Raw genomic sequence first — 22982 nt, forward strand, 5'->3', positions numbered from 1 at the left:
AGTACGTATTCTGGGGGCCTTTCTACAGACTTTTCAGCGAGTAACTGCAATGCGGCTGGCTTTATTCGACTTGGACAACACGCTTTTGGGCGGCGACAGTGACCACGCCTGGGGCGATTACCTGTGCGAGCGCGGCTTTCTCGATGCCGTGACGTACAAGGCGCGCAACGACGAGTTCTATCAGGATTACCTGGCGGGCAAGCTCGATCAGGCCGAGTACCTGAACTTTTGCCTGGAAATTCTCGGCCGTACCGAGATGACCACCCTGAATCAGTGGCATCTGGACTACATGCGCGACTGCATCGAACCGATCGTGCTGCCCAAGGCTATCGAGTTGCTGGCCAAACACCGCGACGCGGGCGACAAACTGGTGATCATCACCGCCACCAACCGTTTCGTCACCGGGCCGATTGCCCAACGCCTGGGCGTTGAAACCCTGATCGCCACCGAATGCGAAATGGTCGATGGCCGCTACAGCGGCCGCAGCACCGGCATTCCCTGCTTCAAGGAAGGCAAGGTCACGCGGCTGAATCGTTGGCTGGAAGAGACCGGGTATTCGCTGGAAGACAGCTATTTCTATAGCGATTCGATGAATGATTTGCCGTTGTTGGAGCAGGTGACGCATCCGGTGGCGGTGGATCCTGATCCGAATCTGCGGGCCGAGGCCCAGAAGCGGGGTTGGCCGGTAATGACTCTGCGCGACTGATATCGCCTTCGCGGGCAAGCCTCGCTCCTACAGGATTTGTGTTGCACGCCGGAAATGGACACGGCGCATAAACCGTAGGAGCGAGCGGTGCGACGATTCGACTTGCCCGCGAAGGGGCCGACTCGGTCAAAAACCTTAAACCGGTTTCGCGCCCATCAAACCCGCAATCGCGATCAAGCAGACAAAACTGAACAACGCCAACGCAAAGGTAAATTTCCCAACGCCACCCGGCGCCGTGCGCAGTTTGTTGAGGCGCACCAGCAGCCAGAACCACGCCAGCGCCGCCACGGTGTAGAGCACGCTCGACGCCAGAATCCAGGTCTGCCCCAGCGGCCAGCCCACCAGATGCACCATCCACCAGCCCGTGAACGGCATGCTCAGCAACGCCAGCCCCATCAGCAGCCAGACGAACACCCGTGGCCGTTGCAGCGTGCGTGCCGCAGCAGTCGCATCGCCACTACGCCGCGTTTGCCAAACCCATATCCCCAAGCCCAGCGCACAGCCCAACAATATTGCCGTCGCCGCGGTGTGTGCCATTTTCAGGGCGGTTAACGTTTCCATGGTTCGATTTCCTTATGACTTGCCGATCAGCGTAGCCGCTCAGCCAAGAAACAGCTTATAGGCCGGGTTGTCGCTTTCATCCCAGTACGGGTAGCCGATTTCTTCCAGGGCCGCAGGCACCAGGTGACGTTCGTCGTGGGGCACTTGCAGGCCGGCGACCACACGGCCATCCGCCGCGCCGTGGTTGCGGTAGTGGAACATCGAGATGTTCCAGCGCCCGCCCAGTTTGTTGAGAAAGTTGAACAGCGCCCCCGGACGTTCCGGGAATTCGAAACGCAGAATCACTTCATCGACCACCTGCGCCGCGCGACCACCGACCATATGCCGGATGTGTAACTTGGCCAGCTCGTTGTCGGTCAGGTCGAGCACCGGAAAACCTTGCTCACTGAGGCTGGCGATCAGCGCACTGCGAGGGTCGTTGTCCGGGTGCGTCTGCACGCCAACGAAGATGTGCGCTTCGCTGCCGGTGTTGTAGCGGTAGTTGAATTCGGTGATCTGGCGCTTGCCGATGGCTTCGCAGAACGCCTTGAAGCTGCCCGGTTTCTCGGGGATGGTCACCGCGATAATCGCTTCGCGACCTTCGCCCAGCTCGGCGCGTTCGGCGACGTGGCGCAAGCGGTCGAAGTTGACGTTGGCGCCGGAGTCGATGGCCACGAACGTCTGGCCGGTGACGCCATTAAGGTCGATGTATTTCTTGATCCCGGCCACACCCAGGGCACCGGCAGGCTCGGTGATCGAGCGGGTATCGTCGTAGATATCCTTGATCGCCGCGCAGATTTCGTCGGTGCTGACGGTGATCACTTCATCGACATAGTCTTTGCAGATATCGAAGGTGTGTTGACCGATCTGCGCCACTGCCACGCCATCGGCAAAGATGCCCACGGTTGGCAGAATCACCCGTTCGCCAGCGGCCATGGCGGCTTGCAGGCAGTTGGAGTCATCCGGCTCGACGCCAATGATCTTGATTTCCGGGCGCAGGTATTTCACGTAGGCCGCGATGCCGGCGATCAAACCGCCGCCGCCCACTGGAACGAAAATCGCGTCGAGACGGCCTGGGTGCTGGCGCAGAATCTCCATCGCCACCGTGCCCTGCCCGGCAATGGTGTGGGGATCGTCGTAGGGGTGGATGTAGACGTAGCCTTTTTCGTCGACCAGTTTCAGCGAGTAGGCCAGGGCTTCCGGAAACGAATCACCGTGCAGCACCACTTTGCCACCGCGGGAACGCACGCCTTCGACTTTGATCTCGGGGGTGGTCTTGGGCATGACGATGGTCGCTTTGACGCCCAACACCTTGGCCGCCAGGGCCAGGCCTTGGGCATGGTTGCCCGCCGAGGCCGTGACCACACCGCGTGCGCGCTCTTCATCGCTCAACTGGGTCAGCTTGTTGTAAGCGCCGCGAATCTTGAACGAGAACACTGGCTGCAAGTCTTCGCGCTTGAGCCAAATGTTATTGCCCAGCCGCTCGGAGAGCTGGCGGGCAGTCTGCAATGGGGTTTCTACGGCAACGTCATAAACGCGCGAGGTGAGGATCTTTTTGACGTACTGTTCGAGCATCGGAAAGCATCACTGAGCGGGTTGGGCAGGGCCAAGGAGTCTAACCCGGCTTTTGCCTGAGCGACCACACTAAACGGGTGGTTTTACCTCACCGAAACGAATCACCACCTGTAGGAGCAAAGCTTGCTCGCGAAGAGGTCATCACATCCAATACATATGTCGGCAGAAAAACCGCTTCGCGAGCAAGCTTTGCTCCTACAGGTATCGGCGTGACGTTGAGCCGCAAACACGGCCAATGACCTTCCCCGCCCCGAAGCCTATAATGCCGGCCTTTCCGTTCTCCCCTTGCCCGCTTCGGAGCCCGCATGACCCAGGATCAACTCAAACAGGCAGTGGCCCAGGCCGCCGTCGACTTCATCCTTCCGAAACTCGATGACAAAAGCGTCGTCGGCGTCGGCACCGGCTCCACCGCCAACTGCTTCATCGATGCACTGGCCAAGCACAAGGGCGCTTTCGATGGCGCTGTCGCCAGTTCCGAAGCCACCGCAGCCCGGCTCAAGGGCCACGGCATTCCGGTGTATGAGCTGAACACCGTCAGCGACCTGGAGTTCTACGTCGACGGCGCCGATGAAAGCGACGCGCACCTGAACCTGATCAAGGGCGGCGGCGCCGCCCTGACCCGCGAGAAGATCGTCGCGGCCGTGGCCAAGACCTTCATCTGCATCGCCGACGGCAGCAAACTGGTGCCAGTACTCGGCGCGTTCCCGCTGCCGGTGGAAGTGATCCCGATGGCCCGCAGCCACGTGGCCCGCGAGCTGGTGAAACTGGGCGGCGACCCGGTTTACCGCGAAGGCGTGCTGACCGACAACGGCAATATCATCCTCGACGTGTTCAACATGCAGATCACCAACCCGGTGGAGCTGGAGACGCAGATCAATGCGATCGTCGGCGTGGTCACCAATGGCCTGTTCGCGGCGCGTCCGGCGGATTTGCTGTTGTTGGGCACTTCTGAAGGCGTAAAAACCCTCAAGGCCTGAGGACTCCCCCGTGTAGGAGCAAAGCTTGCTCGCGATTGGCGGTGTATCTGTCACACCGCGTTATCGTTCTTCGCGAGCAAGCTTTGCTCCTACAGGGTTCGGGGTGATTGTCAGGGCTGTGCGGGTTTTTTGAAGGTGTAGAACAGGTTCGGCTCACTGACGAGGTACAACGTACCGTCGTCATCCATCGCGATGCCTTCCGCTTGCGGCACGGTTTTTTTCAGGCCCTGACGCCCACCATTCAATGACATCGTGCTCAGCGGTCGCCCATCCACATCCAGCTCCATAATCAGCCGTGACTCGTCGGACAGCGCCATCAAGTGGCCGCTGCGCTCATCGTATTGCAGGCTCGACAGGTCCCGCACGAACATCCCGGCATCGCGCTTGGGATTGTTGACGACGTGCACGGCGTAGGATTTTTCCGGGTTGTAATGCGGGAAACCCTGCACTTCGTAGACCAGCATTGGGTCGCGCTCCTTGGCGACAAACAACCGCTTGCCCACCGAGTCGTACGCCAGGCCTTCAAAACCTTTGTTGCCGCTCATGTGCACACCGAGGGTCATCTGCTCGGCGTCGGCGGCGTCGAGGAACGTGGTGTCCTTTTCCAGATGAATCTTGATCAAGCGCTGCTGGCTTTCATCGGTGACCACATACGTGTCAGCGCTGATGAACTCCACGGCTTCCGGGTCGCCGAAGCCGATCAGCGAAACCCGCCGCAGGATCTTGCCGTCGAGGGACATCTCGATCAACTCGGCGTTTTTGTTGGTCACCGTGAACAGGCTTTTGCGCACCGGGTCGTAGGTCAGCGCCGAGACATCATCGTCCAGCCCGTCGATCACTTGCGCCTCGATCACCACCCGATACTGGTCCAGACCAATGGAATGCTCACTTGCCGGCTGCCATAGGGTGTGCAGATTGAACCAGGCGCGTTCGAACAGGCGCAGGTACTGGCCGATCGCAACGAGCACGATCAGCGCAATCACCGACAGGATCAAAATCAGGGGTTTGGGGCGGGCAAGTCGACGCATTCAGGCAGCTCGAAAACAGGGCGGGCGGATGAAATACCACGGCCATCTGAATTCAAGCTTAATGGCCAGTGGCCTTGAATCACAACTGTGGGAGCGAGTCTACTCGCGATGGCGATCTCAAGGACGCCTTCGCCGGCAAGCCGCGCTCCTACAGGACTGTTCCGCGCAGGGATCGTTACTTCTGCTTTTCGAAGCGATAAAACAGATTCGGTTCGCTGACCATGTACAGCGTGCCCGCTTCGTCCATGGTCACGCCTTCGGCGCGGGGAATGGTCTTTTTCAGGCCATTGAAACCGCCCAGCAAGGTCATGAAGCTGACCTGCTCGCCCTTCTCGTCCAGTTCCAGCAACAGGTGCGAGTCGGCAGACAGCACCAGGGTGTGACCGGTGCGCGGGTCGATGGCCAAGGCCGACAGGTTGCGGATGTCCAGTTCGTTACTAACCAGTTTTTGCTTGTCACCCTTGAGGGTCTGGCTGCCGTCGCTTTTCCAGCTGAACAGCGCCGGCGGACGCTCTTCACCCAGCAACAGTTGTTGATTGCGCGGGTCCCAGGCAACGGCTTCGAAGGCCTTGTTCTGGTCTTTCGACGGGCCCAGATCGTATTTCGGGAAGTTGTCGCGGTGCAGTTCGCGGGTGTCGGCATCGACCTTGACGATCGACAGCATGTGCTCGCGCTCGTCGGTGATGGCGATCAAGCCGTTGCCCATGGTCGTCACGCCTTCCGGGTTGGTCCAGCCCACCAGCGGCATTTTGCGCAACACGTCGCCCTGCAAGGTCAGCTCGACCAGGAACGGGTTCTTGCCCATGACCGAGAACAGAGTTTTGGTCTGGGGGTCGTAGGACAGGTCCGACGCCTCGTCCTTTTCCATGCCTGGCAGCAGCTTGGCGTCGATCACCGCCCGGTAATCCGGAAGCCAGACACTTTGCTGGCGCTCGGCCGGGGTTTCGAGACGCTCGCGCACCCAAAGCACACCGCGGTCATCCCAATGCATGGCAAACGCCAGGCCATAACCCGCCGCTATCACCAGCAACAGCCAGTAATACCAGCGCATCAGGAAACGGGGACGACGAGGGTTTTGCAGAGTCGGGAGCGGTTGCGTGGCCATCAGGGATGCGTTCCAGAAATTCAGGCTAAGGGTAATAGCACAAACGGGCAGGCTCGGACGCCAGGAACCGCGGAATTATCCAGACGAGATGTGAAAAAAACGGGAAATGGCGGGAAAGCCCTGCACGATCACAGAACCTGAGATCACGATCGTTCCCACGCTCTGCGTGGGAATGCATCCCGTGACGCTCCGCGTCACATTCGAAGCGGACGCGGAGCGTCCATGGCGGCATTCCCACGCAGAGCGTGGGAACGATCATGCGTGAATCAGCGGACGCTGCTGGTGAAGCTGCTGGCGCCAGTCAATTCCAGAACGATGTCATCACCGACATTCAATGGGCCAACACCCACCGGCGTACCGGTCAGGATCACATCACCGGCCTGCAGCGAGAAGCAGCCGGCCATGTACTGGATCATCGGCACGATCGGGTTGAGCATGTCCTTGCTGTTGCCATCCTGGCGCACTTCGCCGTTGATGGTCAGGCGGATTCCGATGTCGGTCAGGTCGGCGAAGGTGCTGCCGACCACAAACGGTGCAATCACCGCCGCGCCATCAAACGACTTGGCGATTTCCCACGGCAAGCCCTTGGATTTCAGCTCGGACTGCTTGTCCCGCAGGGTCAGGTCCAGGGCCGGGGCGAAGCCGGAGATGGCATCGAGCACTTCTTCGCGGCTCGGCTTGGTCGACAGTGGCTTGCCGATCAACACCGCGATTTCCGCTTCGTAATGCACTCCGCCGCGCTCGGTCGGAATGGCAAAACCGCCTTCCAGCGGCACCACGCAACTGCCCGGTTTGATGAACAACAGCGGCTCGGTCGGGACCGGATTGTCCAGTTCCTTGGCGTGCTCGGCATAGTTACGGCCGATGCACACCACTTTCCCGAGCGGGAAGTGAATACGCGTACCGTCGACATACTGGTGCTGATAGCTCATTACCGACTCCTGCCTCGTTGCTCTTAAGTTCGAAAGTCAAACAGCGAAAATTTTGCCCGGGTTCATGATGCCGTTCGGGTCGAACACTGCTTTAACAGCTTTCATGTACTCGATCTCAACCGGCGAGCGGCTGTAGGTCAAGTAGTCACGTTTGGTCATGCCCACGCCGTGTTCGGCGGAAATCGAACCGTTGTACTTCTCGACGGTTTCAAATACCCACTTGTTCACGGTCGCGCACTTGGCAAAGAACTCGTCCTTGCTCAGGTTTTCCGGCTTGAGGATGTTCAAGTGCAGGTTGCCGTCGCCGATGTGGCCGAACCAGACGATTTCGAAGTCCGGGTAGTGTTCGCCGACGATCGCGTCGATTTCCTTCAGGAACGCCGGGACTTTCGACACGGTGACCGAAATGTCGTTCTTGTACGGCGTCCAGTGGGAGATGGTCTCGGAGATGTATTCGCGCAGCTTCCACAGGTTTTGCAGCTGGGTTTCGCTCTGGCTCATCACACCGTCCAGCACCCAGCCCTGCTCGACGCAGTGCTCGAAGGTTTCCAGGGCGTGGTTGGCCACTTCTTCGGTGGTCGCTTCGAATTCCAGCAGCGCGTAGAACGGGCAATCGGATTCGAACGGTGCCGGCACGTCACCGCGGGCCATGACCTTGGCCAGGGCTTTGTCGGAGAAGAATTCGAACGCGGTCAGGTCGAGTTTGCTCTGGAACGCGTGCAATACCGGCATGATCGAATCGAAATCGGCGGTGCCGAGCACCATCGCGGTGAGGTTCTTCGGCGCACGGTCCAGGCGCATGGTCGCTTCGACCACAAAACCGAGGGTGCCTTCCGCGCCGATAAACAGCTGACGCAAGTCGTAGCCGGTGGCGTTCTTGATCAGGTCGCGGTTCAGCTCCAGCACGTCGCCCTTGCCGGTGACGACTTTCATACCGGCCACCCAGTTGCGGGTCATGCCGTAGCGAATCACCTTGATCCCGCCGGCATTGGTGCCGATATTGCCGCCAATCTGGCTGGACCCGGCCGACGCGAAGTCCACCGGGTAGTACAAGCCTTTTTCTTCCGCGACGTTCTGCAGATGTTCGGTGACCACACCTGGCTGACAAACGGCTGTGCGGTCGGTGAGGTTCACGTCGAGGATCTGGTTCATGTAGTCGAACGACACAACCACTTCGCCATTCGCGGCCACCGCCGCAGCGGAAAGCCCGGTGCGCCCGCCGGACGGCACCAGCGCGACCTTGTGCTCATTGGCCCAACGCACGATGGCCTGGACCTGTTCGGTGGTCTTGGGAAACACGATGGCCGTGGGGGCCGGGGCGAAATGCTTGGTCCAATCCTTACCGTAAGCATTCAGGGAGTCGGCATCGGTCAGCACCTTGCCAGGCTCAACCAGGGTCTTCAGCTCTTCAATCAGGGCAGGATTGGTCATCGACAGAACTCTCGAACAATTCATGGTCATCCTGAGTACGCTTCACGTCGCAGGAATGAGTGTTTAGCGGGGTGCGTATGCTAGCATACCGACCCCGCAGCATAGTGCCCAACGGCTATTCTGTGGCGACGGCTTTCCTGCCGTCGGGGTCAGCGTCTGTTGACCATTTCCTGCCATTTTTCTCCGGGATACAGGTTTACGCAGATGAGCAAGACTTCTCTCGATAAGAGCAAGATCAAGTTCCTTCTTCTCGAAGGCGTCCACCAATCGGCTGTCGACGTTCTCAAGTCGGCGGGCTACACCAGCATCGAGTACCTCACCGGTTCTCTGCCGGAAGCCCAGCTGAAGGAAAAGATCGCTGATGCACACTTCATCGGCATTCGCTCTCGCACGCAACTGACCGAAGAGATCTTCGATCACGCGAAGAAGCTGGTCGCTGTCGGCTGTTTCTGCATCGGCACCAACCAGGTTGACCTGAACGCTGCCCGCGAACGCGGTATCGCAGTGTTCAACGCGCCGTACTCCAACACCCGCTCCGTGGCGGAACTGGTACTGGCCGAAGCGATCCTGTTGCTGCGCGGCATCCCTGAGAAGAACGCTTCCTGCCACCGTGGCGGCTGGATCAAGAGCGCGGCCAACTCCTTCGAAATCCGTGGCAAGAAGCTCGGCATCGTCGGTTACGGCTCGATCGGTACGCAATTGTCGGTTCTGGCGGAAGGCCTGGGCATGCAGGTGTTCTTCTACGACACCGTGACCAAGCTGCCATTGGGCAACGCTACTCAGGTTGGCAAGTTGACCGACCTGCTGGCCATGTCCGACATCGTCACCCTGCACGTTCCGGAAACCGCCGCCACCCAGTGGATGATCGGCGAGAAGGAAATCCGCGCCATCAAGAAGGGCGGCATCCTGATCAACGCGGCTCGCGGCACCGTGGTTGAACTGCAAGCCCTGGCAGATGCGATCAAGGACAAGCACCTGATCGGCGCGGCCATCGACGTATTCCCGGTGGAGCCACGCTCCAACGACGAAGAATTCGAAAGCCCCCTGCGTGGCCTGGACAACGTGATCCTGACCCCGCACATCGGTGGTTCCACCGCTGAAGCGCAAGCCAACATCGGTCTGGAAGTGGCGGAAAAACTGGTCAAGTACAGCGACAACGGCACGTCCGTTTCGTCGGTGAACTTCCCGGAAGTGGCCCTGCCGGCTCACCCTGGCAAGCACCGTCTGCTGCACATCCACGAGAACATCCCGGGTGTGATGAGCGAGATCAACAAGGTCTTCGCCGAAAACGGTATCAACATCTCCGGTCAGTTCCTGCAGACCAACGAGAAAGTCGGTTACGTGGTTATCGACGTAGACGCCGATTACTCGGAAATCGCCCAGGAGAAACTTCAGCACATCAACGGCACTATTCGTTGCCGGGTATTGTTCTAAGAGCAGCTACAAGCGATAAGCTTCAAGCGGCAAGTTGAGTTCGCTTGGCTTACCTTGAGGCTTGCAGCTTGAAGCTTGCCGCTCTAAAAAAGGGAGCCCCCAAAAGGGGCTCCCTTTTTTTATTTCACATTAACGGTGATCTTCTTCGACACGATCGGTGGATCGAAGGCCATATGGCTCATGTCGCCCAACTCCAACTGCAAGGTGTGCTTGCCAGGTGTCAGCGTCAGCTCGGTTTCGGTTTGCGCCTTGCCAAAATGAACGTGATTGGCATCTGCCGGGATGACTGCCCCTGCAGCCACAACATCCTTGGCATCGATCAGCAAATGGTGGTGGCCGGTGTTCTTGGTGGTATCGCCCGCTGGCGCCAGCGCAACATTCTCGACAGCGAATTTAACCTTGAAGGTTTTCGGGACAGTCCCACCATCCTCAGGAGAAACGATGGACACTTCGGCACCTTTAGGGGCCGGGGTAGCGGCGCTGGCCAGCACCGACACACCCATCAACAGGCCAGCCAATGCTGCTCGTGACATAAACGTTTTCATTCTCTTCTCCAGTTTTTCCGTAAAATCCGCGCGGCCGTGACAACTTCACGGCCATTCGTTGTCGAAGGACCTCGACAACCATAGCAAAGCGAGCCCGAACCAGAGCATCGCGATAATGAATTCAAAGGAGTGACCATGCGTTTTTTGCCTGGCCTGATCTGCCTGCTACCCCTTTTGAGCCCTTTGGCTCATGCCGAACTGATTGACGATGTGAACGACCGTGGCGAATTGCGTATTGCTCTTGAGGCTAATACACCGCCCTTCAATTTCAAGGACGACGGCAAACTGACTGGGTTCGAAGTCGAGTTGGGCCAGCTGCTGGCCAATGAACTGGATGTGCGGGCCGACTTCGTCGTCACCGATGCCAGCGATCTGCTGCCAGGGGTTGAAACCGGCAAGTACGACGTTGCCATCAACCACATAGCAATGACCACGGATCTGAAGGATCGTTTCGACTTCAGCGAACCCTACAGCCACACCGATGCGCAATTGATCGCGCACAAAGAAGAGCAGCCGCAGTCAATGCTGCTGGTGCAGACGTTGAAGGAAGAGGCACCCAAGGCCAGCGCGCCCGTGAGCCTGGCGATTCCGTTCCAGAAAGGTAACCCGGCGTTCCATGCCAGCCTCGACAACGCGTTGCAGCGGATCAAGGCGGATGGTCGGTTGGAGGCGTTGACGCAGAAGTGGTTTGGGGCGGATACGAGTGTAGAGCCGAAACCCTGAGATTTTTGTCAGCTTTGGGATCCGGCCCCTCACCCCAGCCCTCTCCCCAAAGGGGAGAGGGGGAAAGGGGGCAGATCTCCATGGTTTTCAAGACCTGAGTTCAAGGTTTGATCGCAGTAGATCTGCTTTTTCAAGACCTGAGTTCAACTCGATATTTCAGGTCGATGTAGCTCTAAGAACAACTCGGTCAGTCCCCTCGCCCCTTTGGGGAGAGGGTTAGGGTGAGGGGTGGATTCAGGATCAGCTCAAAGCACTCAAAGCCCCCGCCGCCTCAACGAGCTCAAGCTCACTGAACACTTGAACCCCATGCCGCTTGAGCAACGCCGCCGTCACCCCTTCGCCACTGACCTTCACCCCACTGAAAGTCCCGTCATACGTCAGCAGATTCCCGCACGAAGGGCTGTTAGCCTTCAACACCGCAATCCGGATGCCGTGCTGTTGCACCAGCTCCAACGCCTGATAAGCCCCCGACAGAAACTCCGCACTGACATCTTCACCTTCAGTGGTGATCACCGCCGCATGCCCATCCAACACTTCACCACCCTGCCCGCCCGGAATCTCCGCTGCGGCGCGAGGTGTCGGTAACCCACCGGCCACTTCCGGGCACAACGGCACGACCCGCCCCTCGGCGATCCATTGGTCCAACAGATCAAACGGCCCGCTCGCCCCGCCGTCGTAACGTACGCGGTGGCCCAGCAGGCAGCGACTCACCAGAATCTTGTGCATGATCAGAACGGCTCATTTCCGCGACGGCGGAACCAACCGGTCAATGACAGGCGATCCCGGGTAGCGGGCAGGACTTCGTGGGGCACTTCGCCCGACAGGAACACCACCAGGCAACCGCCGGTGGGCACCACATTGTGTTCGACGCCGTTCTTGAGGTACATGCGCAATTCGCCACCGTGTTCGGGCAGCCAGGCGTCATTGAGGTAAATCACCGCCGAGACCATGCGCCGGTCGTCGTCGCGGAAACGGTCCACATGCTTGAGGTAGAACGCACCGGGCGGGTACAGGGCGAAATGGCTTTCGAAATCTTCCAGGCCCAGGAACAACCCGCGATTCATCGCCTCGCGCAGGCTGTCCATCAAACTCAGATAGCTGTCGCAGGCTTCTGTTTCGCCGGGTTCGAGCCACTGGATGTGATCGCCCCGGATCCCTTCGCGAATCTCTGAAGTCGGCCCGCGCCCCACCGCCGCCGGGGCCAGTTCACCCTCGGCCGCACGTTTACGGCACTCAGCCGCCAGTTCCCGGGTCAGACCCAGAGGCAGGAAAATATTCTGCTGCGACCAGCCCTGTTCGGCCAAGTCGTCGACGATACGTAACAGCAGCGGGTGATCAGAGGGTATTTGCATGGCGCGCATAGTATTCCTGTGCCTGCAAATCCGACAGAGCCGCGCAGCGGGCTGATACGAATTCTCGACAAGTTCTTGTACCGCACGGAGAATAGTCGCCTGCTGACAGGAGTCCCTATGCGCCGTTTGCTTTTTTCACTGTTGATGTTCTGTGTTTTGCCCGCGTGGGCAGACGGCCACGACCAGTTGTACAAGGTCGCCGGTTGGCCAGATCAACGTGCGCATTTTAACGACGCCCTCTCCGCCGCCCAGCAGCGCTACCAGAACAGCCTGCCCCCCGCCGTGTTTCAAGCCTTGGTGAACAACAGCAACCAGCGCTTCGCCCCCCAGGCCATGGACCAGCGCGCCGAAGCGCAACTGCGCAAGACCCTCGCCGATCCAAAACCGGCCCTCGCTTTCTTTCAAACACCGTTGGGCAAGAAAATCGTCGCCGCCGAACTGCTGGCGACCCGGCGCGATCAACTGGCGAAAAACGCCAAGGGCTTGCCCAAGATTGAAGCCAGCGACACCCGTCTGCTAATCATCGGCCACCTGGCCCAGGCCCTGCCCGCTCGCGAGGCGGGTGCCGAAGTGACCTTGGCGATTGCCGGCATCGCGGCCGACAGCTTGAGTTCGATGATCCCTGGTCTGCTCGGTGGCGGTCAGGCACCGGGGATGCTGAATGGTCAGCGCCAGCGCTTGATGGATCAGATTGGCGCCGACCTCAACAACACGCTGCTCTATGTTTATCGCGACTTGTCGGATAACGAACTGGAAGAATTCGCGACCTTTGCCGAGTCGGCGGAAGGCAAGGCGTATTACCAGGCGGCGTTGGCGGCGATTCGGGCGGGGTTGGCGGTGGGGCAGTAAGATTTCTTCGCCCGGAAGATCGCCTTCGCGGGCAAGCCTCGCTCCTACAGGGGTATGCATTCCAAATGTAGGAGCGAGGCTTGCCCGCGAAGAGGCCGGAACAGGCGCTAAAGATTCCGCCCCTTGATCCGCTTACTCAAAAACCCGAAATACTCCTCCCGCAACGCCTCCGTCTCATTTGCCAAATGATGCCGCGCCTGGGGCAACATCAGCACCTGCGGCCGATCAAACTTGGCCTTCAACACCTCAAGATTGTGTTCCCAATCAACCGTCATGTCCGCCTGCCCCTGCACGATCAGCGGCCGTCGCGGACTGTTCGGTGCGGCCTCGACGCGCTTGATCCAGCGGCTCAACGCACCGACCCACGCGGTCGGCAAACGCAGCGGCTGCAACGGATCGGCCTGCAGGAACGGCAGGAACGCCGGGTCATTGGAGTTCTCGCTGAAGCGCCGGGCGATGCCTTTGACGAAAGGTTTGAGGAGGTAATAACTCAACTGCGACCAGCCCCAGGCCCGTGGCCGTACCAGCGGCGACAACAGGATCACTTGGCCCTGGGCCGGACTGTCCGCCCCCTGATTGAGCACATGGTCGATCACGATCGCCCCGCCGGTGCTCTGCCCGCACAAATGCCACGGTTGGGGTAATTCCAGGGACTTCGCCTCGGCAAACAAGCCTTGCAGAGTGTCTTGATACTCGGCGAAATCCTTGATGCTCGCGCGCTCGCCGCTGGACAACCCATGCCCCGGCAAGTCGCAGGCGATCACCGCAAAACCCTGATCCAGCGCCCACTCGATCACATGCCGGTAAAGCCCGGTGTGATCGTAGAAACCGTGAAACAGAAACAGCGTCGCCTTCACCCGCTCCGGCCACCAGACCTGGCTCACCACGTCATAACCATCGACCGCGAAACGCCCGAGGCCGGTGCGCAACGTGCGTCCGGGAAAATCCAGGCCATAAAATCGCTGATAGGCCTGGCCCTCCGCCGACAGCGGCTGCCACTCGGCCAATGGCCGCAGGCTGGCGCGCAAATGATCGGGGTCGAAAGTGGCAGGCATGGTTATTCCAGTACGCGAAACAGACTTTATGGGCCTGCGATATTCATCTGTCGCGGCAAGCATGGCAAGCTGGGCGACCTTCGAGGATCGAAACCCATGCGTCCGGCCTACCGCACCACTCTGCTTGCCAGCCTGCTCGCCCTCGTGTGCGGCGGTGTGCTGTGGGCGGCTTACGACTGGTTTCAGGGGCGCTACCTGCGCGCGTTCAGCGAACACACGGCGGTGTTCTCCGGCGATCCGCTGCGCCTGCCCGACGACCTCGCCGGCCCCGGCGCCATCCGCCTCGTGCATTTCTGGGACCCGGCCTGCCCGTGCAACGTCGGCAATCAACAGCACCTCACCGAACTGGTCGAGCAATACGTACCGAAGGGCGTCGAGTTTTTTTCGGTACAACGTCCCGGCAGCCACGGCCAGTTGCCCAGCACCTTGAGCAGCCTGAAATCCATCACCGTGTTGCCCGGCTCCGAGCAGATCCCCGCCAGCCCGGCGGTGGCGATCTGGGACCGCACCGGCAAACTGGCGTATTTCGGCCCGTACAGCGAAGGCCTGACCTGCAATTCGAGCAACAGCTTTATCGAACCGATCCTGCAAGCGCTGAACGAAGGTCGCGCGGTGAATGCAACCCACACGCTGGCGGTGGGTTGCTACTGTCCGTGGCCGGTGGAAGTGAAGTAAGGCATTCCGGACTATTCGAGGACGGCAGTGCCCGGCACAGGAGGTCTGTGCTACATGTTTGCAGCCCGCACGGGCCGCAATCCAGAAAGAACAAGGAGTCACCATGAAACGCGTCCTGACCGTACTTGCCTTGCTGATCGTCGCCCTCGCCATCGGGGTTGGCGGCTACCTCTACAGCAAGCAGCCAACGCGCCAGGGCCAGGTGGAGTTACAGCACCTGCAAGGTTCGGTGACCGTGCGCTACGACGAGCGCGGCGTACCGCATATCCGCGCCGAGAACGAAACCGACCTGTACCGTGCCCTCGGCTACGTGCACGCCCAGGACCGTTTGTTCCAGATGGAAGCCATGCGCCGTCTCGCCCGTGGTGAACTGGCCGAAGTCCTCGGACCGAAACTGCTGGACACCGACAAACTGTTTCGCAGCCTGCGTATCCGCGAGCGTGCCGAGAGCTATGTGGCCGGCCTCGATCGCCAGTCACCGGCGTGGAAGGCTCTGCAAGCGTATCTGGACGGGATCAACCAATATCAGGACACCCACGCCGCGCCGGCCGAGTTCGATGTGCTGGGGATCCACAAGCGCCCCTTCACTGCCGAAGACAGCATCAGCGTCGCCGGCTACATGGCCTACAGTTTTGCGGCGGCGTTTCGCACCGAACCCTTGATGACCTACGTGCGCGATCAGCTCGGCCCCGATTACCTGAACATCTTCGACCTCGACTGGCAGCCCAAAGGCGTGCTGGCCAAGGCGCGTACCAAACCGGGCCTGGCGCTGGCCGCCGCCGACTGGAAAGACCTGAACGCCCTCGCCCGTCTGAGCGAACAAACCCTGGCCGATAACGGCCTGCCGCAGTTCGAAGGCAGCAACGCCTGGGTCATCTCCGGCAACCGCAGCAAAAGCGGCAAGCCGCTGCTGGCCGGTGACCCGCACATTCGTTTCTCGGTGCCGTCGGTGTGGTACGAGGCGCAACTGTCGGCGCCGGGTTTCGAACTGTACGGGCATCATCAGGCGCTGGTGCCGTTCGCCTTTCTCGGCCACAACCTGGATTTCGGCTGGAGCCTGACCATGTTCCAGAACGACGATCTGGACCTGATCGCCGAGAAGGTCAACCCGGACAACCCGAACCAGATCTGGTATCGCGGCAAATGGGTGGACATGGTCAACACCGAGCAGCAGATCGCCGTTAAAGGCCAGCCACCGGTAACGCTGACCCTGCGTCAGTCACCCCACGGCCCGATCATCAACGACGCGCTTGGCACCGCCGCCGGCAAGACGCCAGTCGCGATGTGGTGGGCGTTCCTCGAAACGCCGAATCCGATCCTTGAGGGTTTCTATCAGCTCAACCGCGCCGACACGTTGGCCAAGGCCCGCGCTGCCGCAGCCAAGGTTCAAGCGCCAGGGCTGAACATCGTCTACGCCAACGCCAAGGGTGATATCGGCTGGTGGGCTTCGGCCTTGCTGCCCAAACGTCCGCCCGGGGTGAAACCGGGTTTCATCCTCGACGGCAGCAGCAATCAGGCAGACAAGGAAGGCTTCTACCCGTTCAGCGCCAACCCTCAGGAAGAGAACCCGGCGCGGGGCTATATCGTCTCGGCCAACTTCCAACCCGTCTCGCCCACCGGCATGGAAATCCCCGGTTACTACAACCTCGCCGACCGTGGTCAGCAGCTCAATCGCCAGCTCAGTGACAAGAGTGTGAAGTGGGACAACGAGGCCAACCAGAAGCTGCAACTGGGCACCACCACCGCTTATGGCCCGCGTTTGCTGGCGCCGTTGCTGCCGGTATTGCGTGAGGTGGTGCGCGACCCGGCCGAACTCAAACTGGTGGAGCAACTGGCCCAGTGGCAGGGCGATTATCCGCTCAACTCCATCAGCGCCACGGTGTTCAACCAGTTCCTGTTCAATCTGACCGATGCGACGATGCGCGATGAATTGGGCAATGATTTCTTTGAAACCTTGCTCTCGACCCGAGTGATCGACGCCGCGCTACCGCGACTGGCCGCGACCGCAGATTCGCCGTGGTGGGACAACCGCAACACCCCGGCCAAGGAGACCCGCGCCGACACAGTCAAGGTCGCATGGCAGGCGAGCATCGCGCACCTCAAGACACTCCTCGGTACTGATTTCGCGCAGTGGCAGTGGGGCAAGGTGCATACGCTGACTCACGGTCATCCGCTGGGGGCGCAGAAGCCGCTGGATCGGATTTTCAACGTCGGCCCGTTCGACGCCCCCGGCAGCCACGAAGTGCCGAACAACCTCTCGGCCAAAATCGGCCCGGCGCCGTGGCCAGTAACGTACGGTCCCTCGACCCGGCGCCTGATCGACTTCGCCGACCCGGCCCACAGCCTGACCATCAACCCGGTTGGCCAGAGTGGCGTGCCGTTTGACAGTCACTATGACGACCAGGCTGAGGCGTATATCGAAGGGACGTACTTGCAGGCGCATTTCAGTGATGAAGAAGTGACGGCTAATACGCGCAGTACCTTGAAGCTGTTGCCGGCGCGGTAGGTTTTTGGTGGCCGGGCTGACGCCTTCGCGGGCAAGCCTCGCTCCTACGGACGGTGATATCTGTAGGAGCGAGGCTTGCCCGCGAAGAGGCCATCACTGACACCAAAAATCTAAATCCCCCGCCGCACCCTCCCCGGCGCCTCCCCATAAATCTCCTTGAATTTCTTGCTGAACGCCGCTTGGGACTGATACCCCACCTGCAACGCAATATCACTCAACCCCAAATGCGACTGCCCCAACAAACTGAACGCCAATTCCATCCGCACCTGCGTCAGCAACACCCACGGTGACACCCCCGCCACCTTCACAAACGCCCGCATGAACGTGGCCCGGGACATGCTCGCCGTTTCGGCCAGGCTTTCGATGGTCCACTCATGGGCCGGATCGGCCAGCATCGCCTGCCAGGCGCGGCCCAGGCGTTTGTCGCCGAGTAACGCCAGGGTGCCGCTGGCCGGTCCGAGGGTGGCCAGATGCGCCCGCAGCATCAGGGTGAACAACGCCTGGGACAATGCGTCGAGCAAGAACTTCGCCCCCGCCTGATTGCCTTCCGCCTCACCGCGCAACACCGCGACCAACGCCGGCAATGGTCCATTGGCCGGCAGCGCGCCGCTGGGAATCACCAAATACGCAGGCAGTGAGGCAAACAGCAGCGAGGCGCGGTTGTAATGAAACGTCCCGCAGAGCATGTCCAGATCAGCGCTGGCACTGCCGATGCGGTGCACCGGCAACGCACCACCGTGGATGATCTTCTGCGCTGTCGGCGCGACAGTTTTTCCGGGGCTGTGGATCACATGGGGCGTGCCGCCGGGCAGCAGCAAAATGTCGCCGGCGCGCATGGGCAGGCGCTGGCCGTCGGGAAATTCCACGCGGCACTCGCCCGCCAGCACGATGTGATAAGGCGCCATCCCCAACGCTTGTTGTTCGTGGGCCAGCGCCCAGTCGCCCTGGAATTGGCAGCGCAAATCCAGGCTGCCGCGAACATTGGCCAGGGTGATGAGTTTATCGATCGGATTCATTTGAGCGCATCGAGGAAATGACTGAGCGGATCGAACAAACCCGAACCGCGCCAAAGGGCAAAACTGAGCGTGTCGAAACAGTACACCCAACCCGCTCAGGAGTTAATGCAATGTTCAATAACTGGTCCGAACTGCTGCCCACCATCCAGAAAGCCTTTGGCGCACTGGGCAAGAGCAACCCGAAAATGGTCAAGGCCTACATGGCCCTCGGCGAAGCCGCCGCGGAAAACGAGGTGCTGGATGCCAAGACTCGCGAACTGATCTCCATCGCGGTGGCGATCACTACCCGTTGTGATGGTTGTATCGCGGCGCATACCGATGCGGCGATCAAGGCTGGCGCCAGCCGCGAGGAAGTGGCGGCGACACTGGCCACGGCGATTTCACTGAATGCCGGAGCGGCGTACATCTACTCGCTGCGTACGCTGGAGGCGTATGACTCACTGAAAGGTTGAGTCGCTGAGATCGTTCCCACGCTCTGCGTGGGAATGCCGCCATGGACGCTCCGCGTCCGCCTTTGGGACGCGGAGCGTCCCGGGATGCATTCCCACGCAGAGCGTGGGAACGATCAGCGTTAGACCATCGCTGTGAAGTTCAGCCTGAACTGCTGCGGAGTCACGCCCAGTCGGCGGTTGAACACGCTGCGCATGTGCTGCGCATCTCGAAATCCACATTGATACGCCACCGTCTTCAGCGGCGATTTGGTGCTTTCCAACAACACCCGCGCTGCATCCACCCGCGCCCGCTCGACAAACTCCGCTGGGGTGACCTTGGCTTCCTTGGCAAACACCCGTGAAAAGTTGCGTGCGCTCATGTTCGCTGCGTTGGCCAGGTCGGCGAGTGCCAGGTCGCCGGTCAGGTTGGCGAGCACGTAGAGCTGCACCAGCGCTACCGCCGAGGTCGGTTCGGCATGGGGCGTGAGGAACGGGCTGAACTGCGATTGCCCGCCCGAGCGCTGGGTGAACACCACCAGACGCTTGGCGACGCTGAGCGCGACTTCCGGGCCGTGATCGCGCCCCAGCAGGTACAGCGACAGATCGATCCCCGCCGTCACCCCGGCCGAGGTGTAGAGCTCGCCGTCCTGCACGTACAAACGATCCGCCTCCACCTGGGTCGATGGACACAACGCCGCCAATGCCACCGCATCGCCCCAATGGGTGGTGACGGTCCGGCCTTCGAGCAAACCCGCCCGGGCCAGCATGAACGCGCCGTTGCAGATCGAACCAAAGCGCTGCGCCCGCACGCAGGCATCCCGCAGCCAGGTGTCGAACGTCGCACCGAAATTCAGGAACGGCAACTGCGGCCCGCCGGCCACCAGCAGCAAGTCATAAGCGTCCAGCGCTTCGCTGAAATGCCGATGCGCGTTCAAGGACAGACCGTTGGAACACGGCATCACCCCGCGCTCGATACCGATCACTTCCAGCCGATAGTGATCCTGCGGCGCGAGGAAGCGATTGGCTTCGGAGAACACATCCATGGGGCCGGTGACGTCCAGGGACTGCACACCGGAAAACACCACGATGGCGACGGTTTTTTGCATGGTTCGAAACGCCCTCAATCAATCAACGCTTGCCTGTGGCAAACACAAAACCTGTGGGAGCGAGCTTGCTCGCGATAGCGGTCTTTCAGTCAACATCTCTATCAACTGACACGGCCTCATCGCGAGCAAGCTCGCTCCCACAGGGACCGCGCCTGAGTTCCAACCCTAGCCAATCCGCGCCCAACAAGCGAGGTTGGCGCGATATGCATGCTCATTGGCCGGGATCGCAGCCATGCATCGATTGTCCGGTTCCGGGTGCGGGAACAGACTTTACCCATCAGCGCCGCCACGGCGTTCCCCACGAGGAAAGCACCATGAGCAGCATCATTGCCGGTATCAAAATCCCCGATAGCGCATTGGCCAAGGCCACCACCGAATACATTCGCGACGTCGAATCCGACCTGCTGTTCCACCACTCGCGCCGGGTCTTTCTGTTCGGCGCGTTGAGCGGTGAACGCAAACAACTGGCCTACAACCCGGAGTTGCTCTACGTCGGCGCGATGTTCCACGACCTGGGTCTGGTGGAAGGTCAACGCAGCGACAATGAGCGGTTTGAAGTCGACAGCGCGAATGCGGCCAAGGCATTCCTCAAGCCTTTCGGGTTGAGCGACGACGATATCGAACAGGTGTGGTTGTCGATTGCGTTGCACACCACGCCAGGCGTGCCGCAACATCTGCGGCCGAATGTGGCGCTGGTCACGGCCGGTGTCGAGATGGATGTGTTGGGTATCGATTACGCGGCGTTCCCGACAGAACAACGTGAGGCGGTGGTACACGCCCATCCGCGTGGCGAAGGGTTCAAGGAATGCATCCTGTGTGCGTTCGCCAATGGTTTCAAACACAAGCCGGACACTACGTTTGGCACGGTGAACGCCGATGTGCTGGTGGACAGCGAGCCAGGGTTCAAGCCGATGAACTTTGTCGAGATCATCCGCAAATCCCCTTGGATTGCCTGAAAACAACTGTGGGAGCGAGCCTGCTCGCGAAGAGGCCCAGTCAGTCGACGAAGATGTCGACTGGTAGACCGCTTTCGCGAGCAGGCTCGCTCCCACAGGGATTTGGTTGGCCACGAAATGATTGTTCCCACGCTCTGCGTGGGAATGCAGCCCGGGACGCTCCGCGTCCCATCAAGAGCCGAACGCGGAGCGTCCGAAGAGGCATTCCCACGCGGAGCGTGGGAACGATCATCCGTGGATCAAGCCGCTTCTGGCGCCTGCGCCCGACGCACATCCGGTTGCTTCCAGGAATCGGCAGCGCCTTCTTCGATCGCTTGCTGGATGGCACGCTTGCGGCTTTCTTCGGCGCGGCGGCTGAAGAACCAGACCAGGAAGGTCACGATCGACACCGCCAGCAGAATCAGACTGGCCACGGCGTTGATCTCCGGCTTCACGCCCAGACGCACCGCCGAGAACACTTCCATCGGCAGGGTCGTCGAACCCGGACCCGACACGAAGCTCGCCAGTACCAAGTCATCCAGCGACAAGGCAAACGACATCATCCCGCCCGCCGCCAGCGATGGCGCGATCATCGGAATGGTGATCAGGAAGAATACCTTCCACGGCCGCGCACCGAGGTCCATGGCCGCTTCTTCGATGGACAGGTCCAGCTCACGCAAGCGCGCCGACACCACCACCGCCACATACGCCGCACAGAACGTGGTGTGGGCGATCCAGATCGTGACGATGCCGCGTTCCTGTGGCCAACCGATCATCTGCGCCATGGCCACGAACAGCAGCAACAGCGACAGACCGGTGATCACTTCCGGCATCACCAACGGCGCGGTGACCAAACCACCGAACAGCGTGCGACCCTTGAAACGGGTGATCCGGGTCAGCACGAACGCCGCCAGAGTACCGAGCGCCACAGCGGCAATCGCGGTGTAGCAGGCGATTTCCAGCGAGCGCACCACCGAGCCCATCAGTTGGGTGTTGTCGAGCAGGCCGACGTACCACTTGATCGACCAGCCGCCCCACACCGTCACCAGTTTCGAGGCGTTGAACGAGTAGATCACCAGGATCAGCATCGGCGCATAGATGAACAGCAGACCCAGTACCAGCATCAGACTGGAGAAACGGAAGTTCTTCATTCTTTACCCTCCATTTCCTTGGCCTGACTGCGGTTGAACAGGATGATCGGCACAATCAGGATCGCCAGCATCACCACCGCCAGGGCAGACGCCACCGGCCAGTCGCGGTTGTTGAAGAATTCTTGCCAGAGCACTTTACCGATCATCAGGGTTTCCGGACCGCCGAGCAGTTCCGGGATTACGAACTCACCCACTACCGGAATGAACACCAGCATGCAGCCGGCGACGATGCCGTTTTTCGACAGCGGAATGGTGATTTTCCAGAAGCTGTTGAAAGTGCTCGAACCGAGGTCCGATGCGGCTTCCAGCAGGCTGTAGTCGTGCTTCACCAGGTTGGCGTAGAGCGGCAGGATCATGAACGGCAGATAGGAATAAACGACGCCGATATACACCGCGAGGTTGGTGTTGAGAATCTGCAGTGGTTCGTTGATCCAGCCCATGGTCATCAGGAAACCGTTGAGCAAGCCGTTGTTGCTGAGGATGCCCATCCACGCGTAAACGCGGATCAGGATCGCGGTCCAGGTCGGCATCATGATCAGCAGCACCAGCACCGTTTGCAGCTCTTTACGGGCGCTGGCGATGGCGTAGGCCATCGGGTAGCCGATCAGCAGGCACAGCACGGTGCTGATCAGCGCCATCTTCAGCGAGCCGAGATACGCAGCGATGTACAACTCGTCGTCGCCGAGCATCGCGTAGTTGCCCAGGTTCAACAGCACCTGGAGCTTCTGGTCGATAAAGCTGTAAATCTCGGTGTACGGCGGGATGGCCACGTCGGCTTCGGCGAAGCTGATCTTCAGGACGATGAAGAACGGCAGCATGAAAAACATGAACAGCCAAATGAACGGAACCCCGATGACCAGTTGGCGGCCACCGGGAATTATTCGATTGAGGCGGCGTTTGAATTTGCGCA

23 protein-coding genes are annotated in these 22982 nt (G+C 60.3%); 9 read left to right on the forward strand and 14 right to left on the reverse strand.

From position 1 onward, the window contains the following. Positions 1 to 49 precede the first annotated feature (49 nt). Positions 50 to 706 carry a histidinol-phosphatase gene (locus tag BK667_RS09245; RefSeq protein ID WP_123597430.1) on the forward strand — a complete coding sequence of 219 codons (657 nt, stop codon included), beginning with the start codon at positions 50 to 52 and terminating at the stop codon, positions 704 to 706. A gap of 135 nt (positions 707 to 841) precedes the next feature. On the opposite strand, the gene BK667_RS09250 is transcribed toward BK667_RS09245, so the two are convergent. Next, positions 842 to 1267: a DUF2269 domain-containing protein gene (locus BK667_RS09250; protein ID WP_123509779.1), complete on the reverse strand. Its 426-nt coding sequence runs from the start codon at positions 1265 to 1267 to the stop codon at positions 842 to 844. Between the two features lie 39 nt (positions 1268 to 1306). Beyond that, on the reverse strand, positions 1307 to 2821 hold the full coding sequence (gene ilvA, locus BK667_RS09255) for a threonine ammonia-lyase, biosynthetic (protein ID WP_123597431.1): 1515 nt from the start codon (positions 2819 to 2821) through the stop codon (positions 1307 to 1309). A 305-nt stretch (positions 2822 to 3126) separates the two neighbouring features. Here ilvA and rpiA point away from each other — a divergent pair, with 305 nt between their 5' ends. After that, positions 3127 to 3798 carry a ribose-5-phosphate isomerase RpiA gene (gene rpiA / locus BK667_RS09260; RefSeq protein ID WP_123509777.1) on the forward strand — a complete coding sequence of 224 codons (672 nt, stop codon included), beginning with the start codon at positions 3127 to 3129 and terminating at the stop codon, positions 3796 to 3798. A gap of 110 nt (positions 3799 to 3908) precedes the next feature. On the opposite strand, the gene BK667_RS09265 is transcribed toward rpiA, so the two are convergent. From BK667_RS09265 to BK667_RS09285, 4 genes are all read right to left on the reverse strand, one after another. Beyond that, complete coding sequence (locus BK667_RS09265; protein ID WP_123597432.1) at positions 3909 to 4826, reverse strand: SdiA-regulated domain-containing protein; 918 nt, start codon at positions 4824 to 4826, stop codon at positions 3909 to 3911. A gap of 175 nt (positions 4827 to 5001) precedes the next feature. Then, positions 5002 to 5931, reverse strand: a complete 930-nt coding sequence (locus BK667_RS09270) for an SdiA-regulated domain-containing protein (protein ID WP_123509775.1) — start codon at positions 5929 to 5931, stop codon at positions 5002 to 5004. A gap of 266 nt (positions 5932 to 6197) precedes the next feature. Further along, complete coding sequence (locus BK667_RS09280) at positions 6198 to 6863, reverse strand: fumarylacetoacetate hydrolase family protein (protein WP_123597434.1); 666 nt, start codon at positions 6861 to 6863, stop codon at positions 6198 to 6200. 36 nt (positions 6864 to 6899) lie between these two features. Further along, positions 6900 to 8294 carry a D-2-hydroxyglutarate dehydrogenase gene (locus BK667_RS09285; protein ID WP_123509773.1) on the reverse strand — a complete coding sequence of 465 codons (1395 nt, stop codon included), beginning with the start codon at positions 8292 to 8294 and terminating at the stop codon, positions 6900 to 6902. A gap of 204 nt (positions 8295 to 8498) precedes the next feature. On the opposite strand from BK667_RS09285, the gene serA reads away from it, so the two are divergent. Next, positions 8499 to 9728, forward strand: a complete 1230-nt coding sequence (serA, locus tag BK667_RS09295; RefSeq protein WP_123404055.1) for a phosphoglycerate dehydrogenase — start codon at positions 8499 to 8501, stop codon at positions 9726 to 9728. A gap of 119 nt (positions 9729 to 9847) precedes the next feature. On the opposite strand, the gene BK667_RS09300 is transcribed toward serA, so the two are convergent. Further along, positions 9848 to 10273, reverse strand: a complete 426-nt coding sequence (locus tag BK667_RS09300) for a DUF4399 domain-containing protein (RefSeq protein ID WP_123597435.1) — start codon at positions 10271 to 10273, stop codon at positions 9848 to 9850. A gap of 135 nt (positions 10274 to 10408) precedes the next feature. On the opposite strand from BK667_RS09300, the gene BK667_RS09305 reads away from it, so the two are divergent. Further along, positions 10409 to 10996, forward strand: coding sequence for a transporter substrate-binding domain-containing protein (locus BK667_RS09305; protein ID WP_123597436.1), 588 nt, complete (start codon positions 10409 to 10411; stop codon positions 10994 to 10996). Positions 10997 to 11236: 240 nt separating this feature from the next. On the opposite strand, the gene BK667_RS09310 is transcribed toward BK667_RS09305, so the two are convergent. Together BK667_RS09310 and BK667_RS09315 are read right to left on the reverse strand one after the other, a co-directional pair. Next, positions 11237 to 11722, reverse strand: a complete 486-nt coding sequence (locus BK667_RS09310; protein ID WP_123597437.1) for a 2-thiouracil desulfurase family protein — start codon at positions 11720 to 11722, stop codon at positions 11237 to 11239. Positions 11723 to 11724: 2 nt separating this feature from the next. After that, entirely contained in the window at positions 11725 to 12357 is a 633-nt protein-coding gene (locus BK667_RS09315) for a 2OG-Fe(II) oxygenase (RefSeq protein ID WP_123597438.1), read from the reverse strand. A 108-nt stretch (positions 12358 to 12465) separates the two neighbouring features. Here BK667_RS09315 and BK667_RS09320 point away from each other — a divergent pair, with 108 nt between their 5' ends. Beyond that, positions 12466 to 13197 carry a DUF2059 domain-containing protein gene (locus BK667_RS09320; RefSeq protein ID WP_123597439.1) on the forward strand — a complete coding sequence of 244 codons (732 nt, stop codon included), beginning with the start codon at positions 12466 to 12468 and terminating at the stop codon, positions 13195 to 13197. A gap of 107 nt (positions 13198 to 13304) precedes the next feature. Here the strand turns inward: BK667_RS09320 and bipL are convergent, their stop codons facing one another. Beyond that, on the reverse strand, positions 13305 to 14252 hold the full coding sequence (bipL, locus tag BK667_RS09325) for a phospholipase BipL (RefSeq protein WP_123597440.1): 948 nt from the start codon (positions 14250 to 14252) through the stop codon (positions 13305 to 13307). A gap of 96 nt (positions 14253 to 14348) precedes the next feature. Between bipL and BK667_RS09330 the strand changes: the two genes are divergently transcribed. Beyond that, positions 14349 to 14927 (forward strand): DUF6436 domain-containing protein, encoded by a 579-nt coding sequence (locus tag BK667_RS09330; protein ID WP_123597441.1) that lies wholly within the window; start codon positions 14349 to 14351, stop codon positions 14925 to 14927. Positions 14928 to 15030: 103 nt separating this feature from the next. Then, positions 15031 to 17433 carry a penicillin acylase family protein gene (locus BK667_RS09335; protein WP_123597442.1) on the forward strand — a complete coding sequence of 801 codons (2403 nt, stop codon included), beginning with the start codon at positions 15031 to 15033 and terminating at the stop codon, positions 17431 to 17433. Between the two features lie 110 nt (positions 17434 to 17543). Here the strand turns inward: BK667_RS09335 and BK667_RS09340 are convergent, their stop codons facing one another. After that, the gene (locus BK667_RS09340) at positions 17544 to 18449 is read right to left on the reverse strand and encodes an AraC family transcriptional regulator (RefSeq protein WP_123597443.1); all 906 of its coding nucleotides are present in this window, start codon (positions 18447 to 18449) and stop codon (positions 17544 to 17546) included. 110 nt (positions 18450 to 18559) lie between these two features. Between BK667_RS09340 and BK667_RS09345 the strand changes: the two genes are divergently transcribed. Then, positions 18560 to 18901 (forward strand): carboxymuconolactone decarboxylase family protein, encoded by a 342-nt coding sequence (locus tag BK667_RS09345; protein ID WP_054044554.1) that lies wholly within the window; start codon positions 18560 to 18562, stop codon positions 18899 to 18901. A gap of 119 nt (positions 18902 to 19020) precedes the next feature. Here BK667_RS09345 and BK667_RS09350 read toward each other — a convergent pair whose 3' ends face one another. Then, entirely contained in the window at positions 19021 to 19986 is a 966-nt protein-coding gene (locus BK667_RS09350; RefSeq protein WP_123597444.1) for a GlxA family transcriptional regulator, read from the reverse strand. Positions 19987 to 20300: 314 nt separating this feature from the next. On the opposite strand from BK667_RS09350, the gene BK667_RS09355 reads away from it, so the two are divergent. Next, a complete protein-coding gene (locus tag BK667_RS09355) occupies positions 20301 to 20942 on the forward strand; it encodes an HD domain-containing protein (protein ID WP_123509762.1) in 642 nt (213 codons plus the stop codon). A 239-nt stretch (positions 20943 to 21181) separates the two neighbouring features. Here BK667_RS09355 and BK667_RS09360 read toward each other — a convergent pair whose 3' ends face one another. Together BK667_RS09360 and BK667_RS09365 are read right to left on the reverse strand one after the other, a co-directional pair. Beyond that, complete coding sequence (locus BK667_RS09360; protein ID WP_123597445.1) at positions 21182 to 22072, reverse strand: ABC transporter permease subunit; 891 nt, start codon at positions 22070 to 22072, stop codon at positions 21182 to 21184. Next, on the reverse strand, positions 22069 to 22950 hold the full coding sequence (locus BK667_RS09365) for an ABC transporter permease subunit (protein ID WP_185058201.1): 882 nt from the start codon (positions 22948 to 22950) through the stop codon (positions 22069 to 22071). Before BK667_RS09365 ends, BK667_RS09360 begins: the two co-directional genes overlap by 4 nt. Positions 22951 to 22982 lie beyond the last annotated feature (32 nt).

This window comes from Pseudomonas frederiksbergensis, from assembly GCF_003732705.1.
Taxonomy (GTDB): Bacteria; Pseudomonadota; Gammaproteobacteria; order Pseudomonadales; family Pseudomonadaceae; genus Aquipseudomonas; species Aquipseudomonas frederiksbergensis_F.

Bases quoted from the DNA above. Each gene is read 5' to 3' on its own strand.
- BK667_RS09245 (WP_123597430.1), top strand. From the start codon at position 50: ATGCGGCTGGCTTTATTCGACTTGGACAACACGCTTTTGGGCGGCGAC.
- BK667_RS09250 (WP_123509779.1), bottom strand. From the start codon at position 1,267: ATGGAAACGTTAACCGCCCTGAAAATGGCACACACCGCGGCGACGGCA.
- ilvA (WP_123597431.1), bottom strand. From the start codon at position 2,821: ATGCTCGAACAGTACGTCAAAAAGATCCTCACCTCGCGCGTTTATGAC.
- rpiA (WP_123509777.1), top strand. From the start codon at position 3,127: ATGACCCAGGATCAACTCAAACAGGCAGTGGCCCAGGCCGCCGTCGAC.
- BK667_RS09265 (WP_123597432.1), bottom strand. From the start codon at position 4,826: ATGCGTCGACTTGCCCGCCCCAAACCCCTGATTTTGATCCTGTCGGTG.
- BK667_RS09270 (WP_123509775.1), bottom strand. From the start codon at position 5,931: ATGGCCACGCAACCGCTCCCGACTCTGCAAAACCCTCGTCGTCCCCGT.
- BK667_RS09280 (WP_123597434.1), bottom strand. From the start codon at position 6,863: ATGAGCTATCAGCACCAGTATGTCGACGGTACGCGTATTCACTTCCCG.
- BK667_RS09285 (WP_123509773.1), bottom strand. From the start codon at position 8,294: ATGACCAATCCTGCCCTGATTGAAGAGCTGAAGACCCTGGTTGAGCCT.
- serA (WP_123404055.1), top strand. From the start codon at position 8,499: ATGAGCAAGACTTCTCTCGATAAGAGCAAGATCAAGTTCCTTCTTCTC.
- BK667_RS09300 (WP_123597435.1), bottom strand. From the start codon at position 10,273: ATGAAAACGTTTATGTCACGAGCAGCATTGGCTGGCCTGTTGATGGGT.
- BK667_RS09305 (WP_123597436.1), top strand. From the start codon at position 10,409: ATGCGTTTTTTGCCTGGCCTGATCTGCCTGCTACCCCTTTTGAGCCCT.
- BK667_RS09310 (WP_123597437.1), bottom strand. From the start codon at position 11,722: ATGCACAAGATTCTGGTGAGTCGCTGCCTGCTGGGCCACCGCGTACGT.
- BK667_RS09315 (WP_123597438.1), bottom strand. From the start codon at position 12,357: ATGCGCGCCATGCAAATACCCTCTGATCACCCGCTGCTGTTACGTATC.
- BK667_RS09320 (WP_123597439.1), top strand. From the start codon at position 12,466: ATGCGCCGTTTGCTTTTTTCACTGTTGATGTTCTGTGTTTTGCCCGCG.
- bipL (WP_123597440.1), bottom strand. From the start codon at position 14,252: ATGCCTGCCACTTTCGACCCCGATCATTTGCGCGCCAGCCTGCGGCCA.
- BK667_RS09330 (WP_123597441.1), top strand. From the start codon at position 14,349: ATGCGTCCGGCCTACCGCACCACTCTGCTTGCCAGCCTGCTCGCCCTC.
- BK667_RS09335 (WP_123597442.1), top strand. From the start codon at position 15,031: ATGAAACGCGTCCTGACCGTACTTGCCTTGCTGATCGTCGCCCTCGCC.
- BK667_RS09340 (WP_123597443.1), bottom strand. From the start codon at position 18,449: ATGAATCCGATCGATAAACTCATCACCCTGGCCAATGTTCGCGGCAGC.
- BK667_RS09345 (WP_054044554.1), top strand. From the start codon at position 18,560: ATGTTCAATAACTGGTCCGAACTGCTGCCCACCATCCAGAAAGCCTTT.
- BK667_RS09350 (WP_123597444.1), bottom strand. From the start codon at position 19,986: ATGCAAAAAACCGTCGCCATCGTGGTGTTTTCCGGTGTGCAGTCCCTG.
- BK667_RS09355 (WP_123509762.1), top strand. From the start codon at position 20,301: ATGAGCAGCATCATTGCCGGTATCAAAATCCCCGATAGCGCATTGGCC.
- BK667_RS09360 (WP_123597445.1), bottom strand. From the start codon at position 22,072: ATGAAGAACTTCCGTTTCTCCAGTCTGATGCTGGTACTGGGTCTGCTG.